This is a genomic window from Vibrio rhizosphaerae, assembly GCF_024347095.1.
Classification (GTDB): Bacteria; Pseudomonadota; Gammaproteobacteria; order Enterobacterales; family Vibrionaceae; genus Vibrio; species Vibrio rhizosphaerae.
This window is the reverse complement of the sequence record NZ_AP024903.1, coordinates 3,226,205-3,243,358: the sequence shown is the minus strand read 5'-3', so window position 1 is coordinate 3,243,358 and position 17,154 is coordinate 3,226,205. Positions and strand designations below refer to the sequence as shown.

Genomic DNA, 17,154 nt, shown 5'->3' with positions numbered 1-17,154 from the left:
CACGTTTAGAATAAAAGGTTCAGTGCCCTGAGCTGCGAACACTGACTAAGATTGAGCGTTTAACTTAGTGTCTGAAATGGCGCATACCAGTAAAGACCATCGCCATACCGTGTTCATCTGCAGCCGCAATGACTTCCTCGTCACGCATCGAGCCACCCGGTTGAATCACACAAGTGACGCCTGCTTCTGCCGCAGCATCAATGCCATCCCGGAATGGGAAAAAGGCGTCGGAAGCCATGACGGTTCCTGCCACTTTCAGATTTTCATCTGCGGCCTTAATCCCGGCAATTTTCGCCGAATAAACGCGGCTCATTTGGCCTGCCCCAACGCCAATCGTCATGTCACCTTTCGCGTAGACAATCGCATTTGATTTGACATATTTAGCGACTTTCCAGCAGAACAACGCATCTTTCAGTTCAGCTTCTGAAGGCTGGCGTTTTGAAACAATTTTCAAATCATCGACACTGACCATACCCTGATCTCGATCCTGAACCAGTAATCCGCCATTGACGCGCTTAAAGTCATAACCGGTGGTTTTATCCTGCCATTGACCACAGACCAGCAAGCGGACATTTTTCTTCGCCGCGACGACAGCGATCGCTTCATCAGCTACGCTCGGAGCAATAATGACTTCCACAAACTGACGTTCGACAATCGCTTGTGCAGTGGCTGCATCCAATTCACGGTTGAAGGCGATAATCCCGCCAAACGCAGAGGTTGGATCAGTCTGATAAGCGCGGTTATAGGCTTCAAGAATCGACTCACCTAAAGCAACACCGCATGGGTTGGCGTGTTTGACGATCACACAAGCGGGTTCAGCGAATTCTTTCACACACTCTAACGCGGCATCTATATCGGCAATATTGTTGTAGGAGAGGGCTTTCCCCTGAATCTGGCGAGCTGTCGCGACAGAGGCTTCTTGCGGCTGACTTTCAACATAAAATGCGGCAGACTGGTGACTGTTCTCACCGTAACGCATGTCTTGTTTTTTCTCGAACTGCATATTGAATGTGCGAGGGAATTTCGAATCGGCATCGCCTTCTTGGTTCTCACCGTAAGACGGAACCATCTTGCCAAAGTAGTTAGCGATCATGCCGTCGTAAGCCGCAGTATGTTCAAAGGCTGCAATTGCAAGATCAAAGCGAGTATCCAGCGTCAGTGAACCGCTGTTTGTATCCATTTCTGTAATCACGCGTTGGTAATCAGAGGCATTGACGATAATCGTCACATCTTTATGGTTTTTCGCGGCAGAACGCACCATAGTCGGACCGCCGATGTCAATATTTTCAACTGCGTCAGCCAGCGAACAGTCTGCTTTGGCAACGGTAGCTGCAAACGGATACAAGTTCACAACCACCATATCGATGGGCTGGATACCATGTTGAGCCATGATGTCGTCATCTTGTCCCCGGCGTCCTAATACGCCGCCATGGACTTTGGGGTGAAGGGTTTTGACACGACCATCCATCATTTCAGGGAATCCGGTATAGTCGGAAACTTCAGTCACAGAAATACCTTGTTCAGCTAAAAGGCGTGCGGTGCCACCGGTTGACAGAATGTCAACGCCACGGTCAGCGAGTGCTTTGGCAAATTCTACAATACCAGTTTTGTCTGATACGCTGATAAGCGCACGGCGAATGGGGCGAGCGTTATTCATGCTTCCTTCTTCCTCAAATTCACAGAGTTGATTGAACGAAATAGATGTCAAATTTTGTGGCGCACATTCTAGCGAATTAATCACTAAAAAGCTCGCGCAATCGTTTGGCATACGCAAAATAATTCTCAATTCGTTGATTTTTTACTGATGGTTCTGGGGGATCTGGCATCAGACCGATGCCAGAGAAGATGCGATTAAGACATGTTTGGGGGCTAGTTATACACTCGTGCAACCCGACCGGATGCATTGAGCCGGTAGGAACGGGCCGATGCCGGAATAAACGCCGACTGACCTTTGCTCAAAGTCAGTGTCAGACCACCTTCATGCTGTAAATGGACATCGGCATCGATGGCAAAAATGATTTCTGCGCTGGTCGTGGTGATAGGGGTGTTGCCCGGGGCTGAATAGATAGAGAATTTAAAGTCCTTGACCGGGACCGGATAATGACAAACATCCGCAGACTTTTCCGGTGCAATCAGCAGTGTTTCTTGCGGTTTAGGTTCGAAGGACGTGCATTTCGCCAGCTCTTCAACATCGATGTGTTTCGGGGTCAGCCCGGCCCGGAGCACATTATCCGAACTGGCCATCACTTCTAAACCGGTTCCTTTGAGATAGGCGTGAGGGGTTTTGGCATCCAGATACATCGCTTCGCCTGGCTGGAGAACGACATAATGGAGTAACAGCGCGGAAAACAGCCCGATGTCTCCGGGGTAGTCTTGCGCGAGGTCGAGGACCAACCGGGAGAGCGGGTCATCTTGTTGATGTTGTGTTGCGTCATCCAGTAATGCCGCAATTGCCTGTGTTTTCTGTTCTCCGGACAATGACAGTAAACGAATAAAGAATGACCGAAATCCGGTGGTACTTCTATCCGCTTGCAGTTGAGTGACCAGTGCTTCAATCGGCTGCAGATTCATTCTGGTCAGCGTCTGAATAATGTCGTCCAACGGACGGAACCCATTCAACGCATGATAAGGCGTTAAAGCATACACCAGCTCTGGTTTGTGGTTCGGATCTTTATAGTTGCGTTCGGGCGCATTGAGTGGGATGTGCTGCTGATTTTCGCGGGCATATCCGATCTCTGCATCGGCTTTACATGGATGCACCTGAATTGAAAGCGCTTTGTCTGCCGCGAGCACTTTAAATAAAAACGGCAGCTCCCCATAAGTCTGATGAATTTGGGCGGATAAACATGCATTTGGATGACGCTGGATGAACTCAGCAAGCGATTCCTGTTGATTACCGTCGATAAGCTGAGAGCAGCCACCGGGGTGCGCACCCATCCAAATTTCAGCCTGAGGGCAATTTTCCGGATTTGGGATATTAAATAGTTTGTGGATGGATTGTGTACTGCCCCAAGCATAATGTTGAATCACATTCTGCATTAAATAGAAGGGGAGCAGAGTTTTATCGTTCATGGTCATCCTGAATCAGTGACTGGTTTATAAAATAGGTATTGAATCACATTTATGGTATCCGACTTTGTACTTATATCAAATGTATCTACATTTATGCGGATACATTTTCAGTGAGTGTCCATCAACGGATGACCTGAAATTCTTTTCTTCCATTGGCTTAACAAAAAATTTTCTCTTGATAACCCTATAAGTCAATGCGTTTGTCGTCCGCTTCCTGAAAGCGAGAATCCGAAGAACTTCGTTTGGGATGAGCACAATGTTATTTTATAAATCATACGATATTTGCTGTGAGCACGGCCTGTCCTCAAATTACCGCGAATGGCTCAGGTTTTGAAAATACTAAAACTCTGACTTAACGACTGACTGTTTTGCAGCAGCCTTTGACTGGTGTTACCGACATCCCGTGCGCTTTCGGTGATTTGTTGACTGTGTTCGGCCAGATGAGTGAGGTTGTGACCGATGTCCTGACTGGCTGAGGACTGTTGCAGACAGGCGGCGGCAATATTTTCGTTGAGAGCCTGAATAGTATGAATTTGTTCATTGATGTCATTGAGCATCTCTTGTGCCTTACGTGTTTCTTGTTGTGTTTCGAGTGACTGCTGTTTGGTCTGCGCCATAGAGTCACTTAATTGACTTGCACGTTGTTGCAAGGCGGTAATGATCGTTTCAATTTCATCGGTACTTTTTTGCGTTCGGGTGGCGAGAGTGCGGACTTCATCAGCGACCACCGCAAATCCTCGTCCCTGTTCGCCGGCTCGAGCGGCTTCAATCGCGGCATTGAGTGCCAGCAGATTGGTCTGTTCAGCGACCCCCCGAATGACGTTCAATACTTCACCGACGTTATCTGCGTCTTTCGTCAAATGTTGGGTATTGTGCTCGGTTTCCGTCAGGATCTCAGACAGCGAGGTCATATATTGGGTGGCACTGATGAGTATCTGACGGCTGTCTTGGCTCTTTTGACTGGCAATTTGTGCTGCGTGAGCGGCTTCATCGGCAGCGGTTGACATATCTTGTGTGCTGGATTGTAACTGATTCATCGCCGAGGCCACTGAATTTGCGGCTTGTAACTGCTGTTCTGACTTCTCGATCGACTGTTCTGCGACGGTGTTGAGATCGGTTGCGGAATGGGTGAGGTGACTTGAAATCGGGGTGATGTTTTGGATCACGTCACGAATTTTAATCGTAAACCGGTTGAATGCTACGGCAATCTGAGAGAACTCGTCTTTACCATTGACGGGGAGCTGGCGGGTTAAATCACCTTCTCCCTGAGAGATATCATCCAGCGCCTGACGGGTGGCGTCGCAGGGGCGAGTGATACTCCGGATGATCAACGTTGATAAGGCAAGCAGCATTAACACAATGAACAGTCCGGACCATAAGGTGGTTGTGGTTCTCTCTGCTATCAACTGGTCGATATCATCCACATAAACCCCGGAGCCAATGACCCAGCCCCAAGGTTTGAAGAGTTTGACGTAGGAGACCTTTTCTATATCGGTTTCTGAGCCGGGTTTCGGCCACATGTAGTGAACCACGCCACCGCCTTGCTCCTTGGCAACTTGCACCATTTCGACAAAGAGTGCTTTTCCGGTCGGATCTTTGACCTGAGAAAGATTTTTGCCATCCAGCTGCGGTTTAAAAGGATGCATAATCATGGCCGGCGTCAGGTCGTTGATCCAAAAGTAATCATCCTGCCCATAGCGAAGATGTTTGACGGCCTGTTTCGCCTGTCGTTGTGCATCCTGACGGGTCAGGGTTCCCTCGGTTTCTAACTGATGATAGTAGGAGAGCAGGCTATAGGTACTTTCGATAAGATGCTGGGTCTTGACTTGCTTCTCTTCCATCAAGTCATGTTTATATTCAATGAGGAGTCTGGTGAATGGGAGCATCATTAATAAAATATTAACGAAGAGCAACAGATACAGACGCGTTCTTATTTTGGTTTGGCGTAGGCTGAAAGACATCACAACAATTCCTCTCGTTATAGAAATAGTGTTTCAGTCTAGATATATCAGATAATTGTTATCAAAATGAAAATAAATTGTTCTTTTTGTTAATCGAGTCTCGAATTATTCACTTAGATGCATTGTTTTGATACAGCAGCTTCAATACGGGTATGACTGGTTGTGTTGTGACTGAGCATGTCTTAATGAATTTTAAACAATTTTTTTAAGATCGGCAGTTCCACATGGCGTTTGGCTGTAATGGCATAGAAACTTTCGATGACCGATTCTAATGTGGCATAACTTTTCAGGATACCGGCCTGAATTTCATCCTGAACCACGACTTCGGGAATCACTGCGACGGCGCCTGCATCGCGGGTTAACAGGCGTAGCATCGCCATGTCATCGACCTCCGCATAAGGCGTGACGGACAATCCATGTTGTTCACAGTACAAGTCGAATTGAGTGCGGATCTCACTGTCCGGCCCCGGTAGCAGTAATTTGGTGCGCATCAGATCTTGTGGAAAGCGTAATGCCTCGAACTCAGGCATATTCGGCCCGACCAGACAGACGCCTTGCTGGGCAATCAACTTACAGCGCCATGGCGTTGTCGAGTCGGACGCCACAGGACGGTTGGATAGAATCAGGTCCAGCTTGTGCACGCGCAGTTGTTCCAGCAGATCATCAAAATTGGAAGAGCACAGTGCCAGCTTGATGTTGTCCCGGCCAATCACCGGCCGCAGAAAGTTCTCTTGAAAGTTCCGCGAGAGCGTTGCCACCGCCCCAATCCGCAGTTGCTCGACACGGTGTTGTTCACCGCTTTCCATCATCGACAGTAATTCACTGCCCAGATTAAAAATACTTTCTGCGTATTCCAGTACCAGATGCCCTACATCGGTCAGTAATAATGTGCGTCCCTGCCGATGGAACAGCGGATGACCGAGTTGCCCTTCTAACTGTTTTATCTGTGAGGAGAGGGCGGATTGGGAAACATTGAGTTTCTGTGCTGCCCGGGTCAGATGTCCCTCTTTAGCGACGGTCCAGAAGTAGTGTAGGTGATGAAAGTTGAGATTTCTCATTCTATTGTTCACTTAAAAAGAACGTTTTGTGAATATCTATCTATTTTACATCTCAAATCACTTGCTGCAACAATATGATCCAATTGATGCCCACTTTCTGGAGAGATAATTTGATCGATTTGACACTGAGCGGCTATTGGATTGCCGCTCTGTACGGACTCGGCTTCCTGACCTGTTTGGTAACCCGTCAGTATGATTGGGCGGTTGCCCGTATGACGTCACGCCTTGCGTTGCTCGCGAGTCTCGGCTTCCCGTTGATCTCGGGATTGTTGACTCAGAGCTTGCCGCCTGCGTTATCGACCCTGATGGGGGGACTGATCGCGTTACTGGGTTGGGTGATTATTGATTACGCTTCCCGCTATCTCGAAGGGGATACCGGCCAGCATCGCTTTGTCTGTGCGATGTTATTTACGCTCGGCTCGGTCGCCTTACTGGTAAAAAGTGACAATCTGTTATGGATGATGCTGGCGTGGAGCGCAACCAGTCTCAGCCTGCATTTTCTGCTCACTCATTACCGGGATCGTAAAGCAGCTAAAATCGTGGCGCATAAAAAATTTTTGGTCAGCCGCATGGCAGACGTCTGTTTAATCGCCGCATTAGTCTTGATTTATCAAACGCTGGGGAGCTTTTCACTCCCGGCACTCAATCAGCACCTGAGTCAGATGACGACACTCTCACCGGCATTAAACAGTGCAGCTTTATTGTTTGCTGTTGCTGCGATTCTCAAAACTGCCCAGTTACCGTTACATGGCTGGCTGATTCAGGTGATGGAAGCGCCAACCCCCGTATCAGCCCTGCTCCATGCCGGTGTAGTCAATATGGGTGGATTCGTATTGATTTCACTGGCAGCGCTGATCAATCTCTCGCCTTTGTCTCAGTCAGTCTTGGTGATTGTCGGCAGTACCACGGCTTTGCTGGCCGGATGGGTGATGATGACTCGCATCAGTATCAAGGTGCGTCTGGCATGGTCAACTTGCGCACAAATGGGATTCATGCTGATGGAGATCGGTCTTGGATTGTACGAGCTGGCATTGCTCCATCTGATCGCTCACTCGGTTTACAAAGCGTATAGTTTTCTCAGTGCAGGAGATGTGGTGGCACAGACGGTGCACAAAGATTATTTCCCGCCAGTGGTTCAGGTTCACGGGGTCTTGGCGGCAGTGTTGCTTTCAGCCGTGATTGTGATCGGACTGCCGATGCTGTGGCAACAGGTGTTGCCGAACTTGTCATTACCCGTTTCGGCCACGGTTATTCTGATCTTCGGCTGTGCGCCGCTGTTTTGGCACACGACAATCAAGACGACAGGCAATACCGTCACCAACACCGGACGTTCAGCCGTACGACTGGGGTTACTGCGTAGTCTCACCGTCTTACATCTCTATCTGCTCTGGCATAGTGCCTTTGCACAGATAGCGCCGCCAACCGGCCCGGAACAGATGGGATTACTGGGTTTTGTGAGTGTGGTGTTTATGTTGCTTTATCTTGGTCAGGTTGCGATTCGGTGTTATCCGCACAGTCGTGTGGTCAGACGCCTCTATCCCTGGGCCTATAACGGCTTCTATCTCGATGAAACTTTTACCCGTTTCACCTTTAAAGTCTGGCCAGCCAAACTCACGCTTGAGCAAGCGCAGACACAGGTCAACCGCAAGCATACCCCTACCGGAGAATCGATATGACCGCTTTATCTCGTGATGAAATCAATCCAGCCACAATGTTGAATCATGCGATTGAGGCCGCGTGTGACAGTATTGCGCCCAACTGGCCGCTGGACCGGATGATCGCCGTGAACCCGTATTGGTCATGGATTGATCGTCCCTTCAGCGAAGTGGCGCATCATCTTGCTCAGTTTGCAGGATCACCGATGGCGATGCCGTTAGCTTATTATCGTGAACGGTGGGAAAACGGGGCGATTATCGCTGCGGATCTGACGCAAGCGCTGAATTCACTTTCGTTGGCTGACGGCTGGGATCCGGCTGCCGCAGTCGCAGCATTACAAGATGAGGAATATCCGTTAACCCCGGCACCGCTGCTGTGCGATAGTATGGATAGTCAGCGCAATCTGAACAAAGAGCCAGCTTGGTGCGATACCATTACCCATCAGGTTGCCCAGTTTTGTGCTGCTTACTTCGATCAGGATCAGGCAGACTGGCATCCGCATAGCGGGGTGGGGTTATATCAAAGCTGGCGTGAGACCTTGTGCCACGATCACAGTGTGGCTTTACTGATGAAAGCGCCCTATATTCCTCAGCGCGCTGCCACGATGGCTGCGTCCCCGCGTGAGCAAATCCGCCAAGTCTTAGCGTTACTGGATATTGCTCCTGAGCAGTGGCAAGACTATTTACAGGCAGTGATGTACCGGGTCAGTGGCTGGGCGGCGTGGTGTGCCTATCTCAAGTGGCAGGCGCAGTTATCGCAACAAACCGACGAGACATTGATTGATTTACTGGCTGTTCGTTTGAGCTGGGAGTGGCTGGTGGATAATCAGGCACGTCATTCCGGGTCGGTCTGGCAGCACTGGCAACACCGTTGGCAGCAACATTTTCGGCAGTATCAGCCAGAGACGATCAACCGCCGGTTGATTTGGCAGCGGGCACACGAAATCAGTTATCAGCGCCAGCTCAGCCAAGCATTCACACAGCCCACGCCCATGCTCAAACATGTTCCGAAAGTTCAGGCCGCATTTTGTATTGATGTCCGTTCTGAAGTGATCCGCCGCCATCTTGAAGCCCAAGGAGAGGAGATTCATACCCTTGGATTTGCAGGTTTTTTCGGCTTACCTGTCCGTTATACACCATTGGGAACTGATATAAAGCGCCCTCAGCTTCCCGGCTTGCTGGCTCCCTCTTTCACGGTAAGCGAGAGTGCGGGTGATCATGAGCACGATACGGCGATCGCTGAACAACGACAGACAACATTGCAGCGCGAATCAGGCTGGTCGTGGTTCAATACCATGCCGGCATCAACCTTTACGTTGGTTGAATCCCTCGGTCTGGGATATGTGGGCAAACTGATCAAACGGGCATTGCCGCTTCACGGACATGCGGTGAAAGCACCGGGGTTGTCGGCGGCCAGTGCCAAGCAGCTGCGCCCGACATTGCTCGCTGATCCGGAGCAGCAGCTGACGCTGGCGGAAAATGTACTGAAAGGGATGGGGCTGACCACGGGGTTTGCACCGGTTGTCCTGTTGATCGGCCACGGCAGTGAAAGCGCCAATAACCCACACCGTGCCGGTCTGGATTGCGGTGCGTGTTGTGGTCAAACCGGAGAGGTCAATGTCCGGGCATTGGCCCGGTTATTGAACCAGTCGGCGGTGCGTGAAGGTTTAGCTCTGCGGGGGATTCCAGTACCAGAAACAACCTACTTTGTCGCCGGATTCCATAACACCACCACAGACGGATTGTCACTCTACGATACCGACGTTTTTGACCAACAGGTGCAACGCACGCTGGCAACATTACAAACGCAACTGGATGCGGCTTCTCTTGCGGCAAGGATGGAGCGAGCCCCACAACTCGGGTTGACACATCAGTCATTGCACTCGATTGAAAACCGGATCAACCGACGTGCCAATGACTGGGCTCAGACACGGCCTGAATGGGGACTGGCCAATAACGCGGCGTTTATTGTTGCCCCGAGAGAACGGACCCGTGGTATCCGGCTGGACGGGCGTACCTTCCTTCATGAATACCGCTATGAGCAGGATCAGGATGCCAGCGGGCTGGCGCAGATCATGACGGCACCGATGATCGTCACCAACTGGATCAACATGCAGTATTACGCCTCAACGGTCGATCATCATCGCTATGGTTCCGGTAATAAAACTTTGCACAATGTGGTCGGTGGCCGACTGGGTGTTTTTGAGGGCAACGGCGGTGACTTGCGTATCGGCTTGTCTCGTCAGTCGCTGCACGATGGTCAGCAGTGGCGACATGAGCCATTGCGCCTAACGGTGGTGATCGATGCGCCGGAAGCGGCGATTGAGTCAGTGTTGAACCGCCATCCGATGGTTAAACAACTGGTGGATAACCAGTGGCTTTATCTTGCCCGCTTTGACCAACACCAACTGGCTTTCTTCGACAATGGTGTATGGACTGTGAGAGACCGGACATGAAAACAGAAAGACTCAATGCGAATTCACCGGCGGATCAACAGCGTGCCGGAGAACTCTTAAAAGCTGGTCAACTGGTGGCTGTACCGACGGAAACCGTTTACGGACTTGCGGCTGATGCGAGTAACCCAGAGGCGGTTGCGCAGATTTTCACTGCCAAACAGCGACCGAGAAATCACCCGTTGATTACCCATATCGGCCATTTGGATCAACTTGGACGGTGGGTCAATCATGTACCGGATTGGGTTGCCCCGTTAGCTGATGCCTTCTGGCCCGGTCCGCTGACACTGATTTTTGAACGTCACCCGGCGGTCTCTGATGTCATCACCGGCGGATTGCCGACTATCGGCGTCAGAATGCCCAATCACCCGGTACTACTATCGTTATTACAGCAGTTCGATATGGCGGTAGCGGCTCCGTCCGCGAACCCTTATCAAAAGCTGAGCCCGACCAGCGCGGCACAGGTGATCCACGGTTTGGATGGTAAGATCGCAGCGATTCTCGACGGGGGAATCTGCAACATCGGGACTGAATCGACTATCTTGCGAGTCCGTGAGCATCAGGCTGAAATTTTACGTTGCGGGCCGTTATCCGCGGTAGATCTCCAGCCTTATTTGCCGTTTCCGATCCGCGTACCGGATAGCCATACCGAGTCCGTGTCGGGCAATCAGAAAGTCCATTATCAACCCAATGCCAAAGTTATCATCTGTCCGACCGAATCACTGGCAACCCTGTTGCAAGCGGCACCGCAGACCACCGGTATTTTAGTTTATTCACCGCGACTCCGTCAGCTTGATTGCCCCCATCGTATCGTCGCTGCCGATAATCACCCTGACTATCGCAAGGCGCTTTATGCTGCATTGCATCGCTTAGATCGGCCGGGGGTCGAGCAACTGCTTGTCGAAGCGCCGCCTCGTTTACCTGAGTGGGCCGATATCTGGGATCGATTAAGCCGTGCGGCTGGCTGAGGTGGGTGAGAACGGGGAGGGAGAGTGACCAGCCTGTATCGTATGTCATTACAACAGCAGCAAGCTTTAGCGGATGAAATCAAACGACAGTTCCCGAGACTCGATGTGATTTATATCAATGCCGGAGATGTGACACACAAGCCATTCGATGAATGGGATGAAGCAGCTTTTGATCGGGTCATGAATACCAATTTAAAAGGGCCTTTCTTTCTCATCCGGGCATTATTGCCGTTATTATCTGATTCAGCTTCGATCATTTTATGCGGGAGCGTTTCAGCACAAATCGGATTACCGCAAAGTAGCGTTTATGCTGCCAGTAAAGCCGGGCTTATTTCGCTTGCCCGGACATTATCGGGAGAGCTGAAACATCTGGGCATTCGTGTGAATACGCTGAGTCCGGGGCCCACATTGACAGAGGCGTTTGACAAATTTGGCTTACCGGAAGATGAACAGGCGGCTCTGATCGATCAAGTTAAAGAGTTGGTGCCATTGAAGCGCTTAGGGACACCTCTTGAACTGGCAAAAGCGGCCGTTTTTCTTGCCTCTGATGAGTCTTCTTATATGCTCGGGTCTGAACTGCTTGTTGATGGCGGTGTCGGGAATTTATGAGCTTCCCCTTGCTGAGCAACAAACGCATTCATCGCGATATGTTAGCTGGCTTCTGCCAGCTTTTTATATGGGGTGCTGACGCGGTGCTCAAATCACGATTAGACGTTTAATTCTTTTTGTAACCACGATTTAAATGCATTGACTCTCAGAACCCGTGAGGATGACGGATCACTAATGACTGAATAGCGAATTCCGGGGGTTAGCCCGATATTGAATGGCCTAACTAACAGACCTCGTTCAACAAAGTCAGCCGAAATACTCTCAGTCGCGAGACATGCGCCATGTCCGGCGACGACTGCATTGATCGCCATATCAAAGGTGCCGACTTCCATCCATTGAATCCCTTCTCTTTTTGCACTGACATTTGCGATGTGGAACCATTGCTCCCAGCTAAAAGGAGCAGCATGAAAATCAATTAACCAACATCTCAGGAGTTGCTCTGGGCTATCGAACTTCATTGATTCTGCGAGTTGCGGAGAACAATAAGGGTAGATGTCTTCTTCAAATAGCGTCTCTTGATCTAAATCCAGATGCTTTACATTTTCATTTCCTTGCCAGATTAATACATCCGTTTCGGTGTGGCGAATATCGATTTCCTTCACGCTTTGTACCCGAATCGGGATATGTGGGAACGCCATAGTGAACTTCCACAGTCTGGGCATTAACCAGCGCGTGGAGAATGAACGAGGCGCACTGACGTTCAGCATTCCTTCGAGTGGTTCATTTTGAATTCGGTTTAATCCAGTGATGATGTTTTTAAAACCGTCATTGACATGTTTCTGAAGTATCTGTCCCTTATCGGTCAGGTGCATTTCACGTCCACGACGGATGAATAATTTACATCCCAGACGGTCCTCAAGTTGTCGTAGCTTTTGGCTGATAGCTGCTTGTGTGACATGTAGTTCTTCCGCCGCTTTACTATAGCTTTTCAGACGAGAAGCCGATTCGAAAAAACGCAGTGCTGAAAGATAACGGAGTCGATTGTCCATAAGTTGTACTTATAGTTCCTGTAATGAATCGTTGTTCGTAACGGTAGTGATTAACATCGATAATAGCGGCATCGAATCAGTAATCAAGAGTAATACGATGCTGTTAACCGTACCTTACAAAAATATTTTTCCTTTCAAGATGTTGAAATTTATATATTTTAATGTTTTCCCTAATAAGGGGAGCCATAATATTACCGATATGAATAATCATCTTAAAAAAGATATTGGATTATGCCCTGAAGAGCAAGATGATCACCATCACTCAAATTTTTTATAACCTGAAATAATGGGAGCGCTAGCTTGGCTTCAGATGACAAATTCAGTGTCATGGTTGATTATGGGGTTGGTTCATCAGTAAAGGTTATAAGTGGAGAGAAGCTAATGATGAATATTATTATTGATGACTTATCGAGTGATGCTGTCATTAAACTGCTCGAAGAGCACCTCGCTGATATGTACGCGACTTCGCCCCCGGAAAGTGCTCACGCTCTTGATGTCGATAGCCTTCAATCTCCTGAAATTACATTGTTTAGTTGTTGGATTGACAATGAGTTACAAGGTTGTTTAGCAATGAAACAACTGACGCCAGATCACATCGAACTGAAATCTATGAGGACGTCTAATACGGCCAGACGGTCTGGTATTGCGAGTCATTTACTGACGCATGTGTTGAGTCTTGCGAGTGAAAAGGGGTATCGGCGGGTAAGTTTAGAGACCGGGTCTCAGGCGTTTTTCAAACCAGCCAGAAATCTATACAAAAAATTTGGATTTCGTTATTGCGGGCCTTTTGCCGGTTATAAAGAAGATCCCCATAGCCGCTTTATGACAAGAGAGCTTGGTTAATCCGTAAGTCTGTTCGTCATCAAAAGTGTTCAAACTGATGATGTAGTTGAATTGTATTTGGTTTATAGTCTTATTTTTCTGTGTATCGCTGCACTGATTCAGAGATTCGGTGCATCGGGTAAGGTGGTGGTATTGCATCAGTTTCGGTATCAAATGAGTCGAAAGACAACCTTCTGGTCTTTTATTTTCTCTGTGATTGGCATTGCGTATTTTTATCTGAAAAGCAACGGGAGTGTGTCGAATCCTAAGCTGGATTCAACTTTGTTTGTAGTCAGTGCCGGGGGCATGACTCTCCTTTGTATTCTCACCGTACTCTGTTATCTGATCTCATTGTATGTCATCCGGTACATTGAGGTGACTGCCGATGAAATACGAGTCCCAAAGTCGATTTTCTCGTCGCAGGTTAGAACCTATCGGTTTGAGGATATTCTGGCTGTTCATATTGGTAAAATCGGCTGGGCTCCTGTTGCGACCCTTTTCTTTGGCGATAAAAAGGAAATGGTTCTAGGGAGCCTGTTTCAATCGAAGCGAGATTTTGATCAATTTGTTGAGCTTTTACTAGAACGAATTCAAAGCTAGCCGCATCAAGAAGCTTTATGGATGGATGAGTGGGGCAATCGATACTGGCGGGTCAACTCTGCGATTGAATCTAATATCGATGTGTTGGCCAGAGCCGACACAACCAGAGCTGAGTTAGTGAATCATGGCATTGGTTGATTTTATTCCGGGAGCGTGAATGCATCGGTTGCCACTGAGCCTTATGTTGAACGTGAGCCTGTATCTCAACAACTTGTTGACCTGTAAGGTGGCAAGGTTGATACAGGAATATCAGATTGAGTGAATGTCCGGGGAAATAAGTTCTATATAATTCAGAGTCGCCTTGTGCGGCTCTTTTTCTATTAATGAGATAAAAACACCTCATCACTGACTAAAAATAGTACTGAGTGCTTTTGAGTGCCTGAGAAGCAATGCAACGTTTAATCGATCTAGTCATTGGATGATTCTGAACGACAGGAACGTCTATATACAAGGGTGTGCAAAATTTATTGTGTGTAGCAATGTGTGTAGCAAAAACAAAAACCCGAAGCAGATTTCTCTACTTCGGGCTTTAAATTCAAATGGCTAATGAACAGTGATTAGTTCATGCCGTATTTTTTCAGTTTCTTGCGAAGTGTTCCACGGTTGATACCCATCATGGTTGCTGCGCGGGTTTGGTTACCGCGAGTGTACTGCATGATTGTATCGAGCAGCGGCTGCTCAACTTCAGCTAGAACTAATTCGTATAATTCACTTACTTCTTGGCCATTTAACTGGGAAAGATAGTTTTTAAGAGATGCTTTAACGGAGTCACGCAGAGGTTTCTGAGTGATTTGGTCTTGTGAAGTAACGGTAGTAACGGTTAAAGCTTCTGAAGTCAGATTTTGTTCGAACATATTCGGTCTAGCTCTTCTCTTAATTTTATGATGCAACGTTATCAAAATAACCTTCGAGTGCTTCCAGTTGCAGCGGGGCCGCTTCTAGGGCATTGAAGGTCCGTCGAAACCCACTTGCTTGCTCATGTTCTTTGAGATACCACCCCACGTGTTTACGTGCGATTCGTGGTCCCAGATACGTTCCGTAAAATTGATGGAGCGCTTGTACATGACCAAGCAAAATGCTTTTGACTTCCGTAATCGGAAGCGCAGGCATTGTTGTGCCGGTTTCCAAAAAATGTTGGATTTCCTGAAAAATCCAGGGTCGTCCTTGGGCCGGGCGACCAATCATTAATGCGTCAGCGCCGGTGTATTCCAGTACATATTTGGCCTTTTCCGGACTATCGATGTCACCATTGGCGATCACCGGAATCGAGATGGCCTGTTTGACCGCTCTAATGCTGTCGTACTCTGCCATGCCGCGGTACAGGCAGGCTCTGGTTCTGCCGTGAAGCGCCAGTGCCTGAATGCCGCAATCTTCGGCCAGCTTCGCGATGTGAACACAGTTCTTATTCTCTGTATCCCAACCGGTTCGTGTTTTTAGCGTCACAGGCACACGAACAGCCTGAACTACCGTGGTGAGGATATCCTCAATTAAGTCCGGGTAGCGTAACAGGGCGGAACCTGCCAACTTCTTGTTCACTTTCTTTGCCGGACAACCCATGTTGATATCGATAATTTGCGCACCGTTCTCAACACTGAATTGCGCAGCTTCTGCCATTAACTGCGGGTCGGAACCTGCGATCTGAACCGAACGAATCCCAGATTCGCCCTCATGGACCATGCGCTGTTTCGACTTTGACGTTTTCCACAGTGCCGGATTGGATGACATCATTTCACTGACCGCCATTCCCGCACCATAGCGAAGACATAACTCGCGGAAAGGTCGATCGGTAACACCAGCCATGGGGGCAACGATCAGACGATTCTTGAGTTGGTAGTTTCCGATTTTTAACACGTCATTACAGTTATAAGGCAGCAAGGGCGCGCATTTTACGCATTTTTTCGCGGTGTGAAAAGACTAATATTTGAGCATTTACAATTTGTTTTTGTAAATCGTCGATTTTTCAGTCAATTAGTCAGCCACATTCGCCGTGGTTATTTTTTTCGACCAGAAATTCGGCACCATTCGTTATTTTCAATAATGGGTTCGATATCAAACTGGTTGCGATAGAAGCTGGCAACATCTTCGGCCTGAGTTTCTAATACGCCTGACATTGCCAGTTGTCCACCCGGGCGAACCAGAGACTGAATCACCGGAGAAAGCTCTTTGAGCGGGCCGGCCAGAATATTGGCGACGACGATATCTGCACTGAGGTTATCGGGTTGATTCTGTGGCAGGTAGACCTCTAGCTGGTTTTCAACACCATTGCGCTGAGCGTTATCTTTGGAAGCGAGCAGGGCTTGTGGATCGATATCGACACCAATGACTTGTTTGGCACCTAACTTAATGGCTGCAATCGCCAGAATGCCGGAGCCGCAGCCGAAATCAATCACGGTTTTGCCAGTGAGATCCAGCCCTTCCAGCCATTCTAAACATAAGGCGGTTGTCGGGTGTGTACCGGTGCCGAAGGCCAATCCGGGATCAAGCATCACATTGACTGCGTCCGGGTCCGGGATCTCTTTCCAGCTCGGGCAGATCCACAGGCGGCTGCCGAATTTCATCGGATGGAAGTTATCCATCCATTCCCGTTCCCAGTCTTTATCTTCAATCTGTTCGACTTTATAAGAGAAATCGGCAGGAAGAAGTTGACTGTTTTTGATTTGTGCCACGATGGTATCGGTGTCTGCTTCTGCATCATACAACGCAAGCACATCGGTATCGCCCCAAAGACGAGTTTCTCCCGGAAGGGGTTCAAAGACGGGCGTGTCTTTCGCATCAAGAAACGTGACGGATAACGCGCCTGTCTCTTCCATCAACATATCACCGATGGTTTCGGCATTGTCGTTGTTGGCATTGAGTTTAATTTGAATCCAAGGCATGTGATTGACTCTTTCCGTGGGTTGAATGGCCGAGAGTGTAGCAGATATTCATGTTTTGAATAGGGCTTGCCTGCGCTGAACAAAAAAACCT

Annotated in this window: 15 protein-coding genes; 7 read left to right on the top strand and 8 right to left on the bottom strand. The window is 48.8% G+C overall.

What is annotated here, in order from left to right:
• Positions 1–64 precede the first annotated feature (64 nt).
• From purH to OCV37_RS14060, 4 genes are all read right to left on the bottom strand, one after another.
• Entirely contained in the window at positions 65–1,657 is a 1,593-nt protein-coding gene (gene purH / locus OCV37_RS14075; protein ID WP_038186080.1) for a bifunctional phosphoribosylaminoimidazolecarboxamide formyltransferase/IMP cyclohydrolase, read from the bottom strand.
• A gap of 212 nt (positions 1,658–1,869) precedes the next feature.
• Positions 1,870–3,072, bottom strand: a complete 1,203-nt coding sequence (gene manA, locus OCV37_RS14070) for a mannose-6-phosphate isomerase, class I (RefSeq protein WP_038186083.1) — start codon at positions 3,070–3,072, stop codon at positions 1,870–1,872.
• A 323-nt stretch (positions 3,073–3,395) separates the two neighbouring features.
• Positions 3,396–5,036 (bottom strand): methyl-accepting chemotaxis protein, encoded by a 1,641-nt coding sequence (locus OCV37_RS14065; RefSeq protein WP_211252108.1) that lies wholly within the window; start codon positions 5,034–5,036, stop codon positions 3,396–3,398.
• A 179-nt stretch (positions 5,037–5,215) separates the two neighbouring features.
• Positions 5,216–6,091 (bottom strand): LysR family transcriptional regulator, encoded by an 876-nt coding sequence (locus OCV37_RS14060; protein WP_038185947.1) that lies wholly within the window; start codon positions 6,089–6,091, stop codon positions 5,216–5,218.
• 212 nt (positions 6,092–6,303) lie between these two features.
• Here OCV37_RS14060 and OCV37_RS14055 point away from each other — a divergent pair, with 212 nt between their 5' ends.
• From OCV37_RS14055 to OCV37_RS14040, 4 genes are read left to right on the top strand one after another with little or no spacing between them, the layout of a single operon-like run.
• Positions 6,304–7,767 (top strand): NADH-quinone oxidoreductase subunit L, encoded by a 1,464-nt coding sequence (locus tag OCV37_RS14055; RefSeq protein WP_390902295.1) that lies wholly within the window; start codon positions 6,304–6,306, stop codon positions 7,765–7,767.
• Positions 7,764–10,202: a YbcC family protein gene (locus OCV37_RS14050; protein WP_038185949.1), complete on the top strand. Its 2,439-nt coding sequence runs from the start codon at positions 7,764–7,766 to the stop codon at positions 10,200–10,202. Before OCV37_RS14055 ends, OCV37_RS14050 begins: the two co-directional genes overlap by 4 nt.
• A complete protein-coding gene (locus OCV37_RS14045; RefSeq protein WP_038185951.1) occupies positions 10,199–11,167 on the top strand; it encodes an L-threonylcarbamoyladenylate synthase in 969 nt (322 codons plus the stop codon). Before OCV37_RS14050 ends, OCV37_RS14045 begins: the two co-directional genes overlap by 4 nt.
• 24 nt (positions 11,168–11,191) lie before the next feature.
• On the top strand, positions 11,192–11,776 hold the full coding sequence (locus OCV37_RS14040) for an SDR family oxidoreductase (RefSeq protein ID WP_211252109.1): 585 nt from the start codon (positions 11,192–11,194) through the stop codon (positions 11,774–11,776).
• A gap of 98 nt (positions 11,777–11,874) precedes the next feature.
• Here OCV37_RS14040 and OCV37_RS14035 read toward each other — a convergent pair whose 3' ends face one another.
• Complete coding sequence (locus tag OCV37_RS14035) at positions 11,875–12,765, bottom strand: LysR substrate-binding domain-containing protein (protein ID WP_038185953.1); 891 nt, start codon at positions 12,763–12,765, stop codon at positions 11,875–11,877.
• A 97-nt stretch (positions 12,766–12,862) separates the two neighbouring features.
• Here OCV37_RS14035 and OCV37_RS14030 point away from each other — a divergent pair, with 97 nt between their 5' ends.
• The 3 genes from OCV37_RS14030 (at position 12,863) to OCV37_RS14020 (ending at position 14,187) form a co-directional block, all read left to right on the top strand.
• Positions 12,863–13,042 carry a hypothetical protein gene (locus OCV37_RS14030; protein ID WP_038185955.1) on the top strand — a complete coding sequence of 60 codons (180 nt, stop codon included), beginning with the start codon at positions 12,863–12,865 and terminating at the stop codon, positions 13,040–13,042.
• A gap of 107 nt (positions 13,043–13,149) precedes the next feature.
• The gene (locus tag OCV37_RS14025; RefSeq protein WP_038186093.1) at positions 13,150–13,608 is read left to right on the top strand and encodes a GNAT family N-acetyltransferase; all 459 of its coding nucleotides are present in this window, start codon (positions 13,150–13,152) and stop codon (positions 13,606–13,608) included.
• A gap of 153 nt (positions 13,609–13,761) precedes the next feature.
• Positions 13,762–14,187 carry a hypothetical protein gene (locus OCV37_RS14020; RefSeq protein ID WP_157635101.1) on the top strand — a complete coding sequence of 142 codons (426 nt, stop codon included), beginning with the start codon at positions 13,762–13,764 and terminating at the stop codon, positions 14,185–14,187.
• A 557-nt stretch (positions 14,188–14,744) separates the two neighbouring features.
• On the opposite strand, the gene fis is transcribed toward OCV37_RS14020, so the two are convergent.
• The 3 genes from fis to prmA all read right to left on the bottom strand — a co-directional run bounded on the left by fis (position 14,745) and on the right by prmA (position 17,063).
• A complete protein-coding gene (gene fis / locus OCV37_RS14015) occupies positions 14,745–15,041 on the bottom strand; it encodes a DNA-binding transcriptional regulator Fis (protein ID WP_021021668.1) in 297 nt (98 codons plus the stop codon).
• Positions 15,042–15,066: 25 nt separating this feature from the next.
• A complete protein-coding gene (dusB, locus tag OCV37_RS14010) occupies positions 15,067–15,987 on the bottom strand; it encodes a tRNA dihydrouridine synthase DusB (protein ID WP_051680908.1) in 921 nt (306 codons plus the stop codon).
• A 191-nt stretch (positions 15,988–16,178) separates the two neighbouring features.
• A complete protein-coding gene (gene prmA, locus OCV37_RS14005; RefSeq protein ID WP_038185963.1) occupies positions 16,179–17,063 on the bottom strand; it encodes a 50S ribosomal protein L11 methyltransferase in 885 nt (294 codons plus the stop codon).
• Positions 17,064–17,154 lie beyond the last annotated feature (91 nt).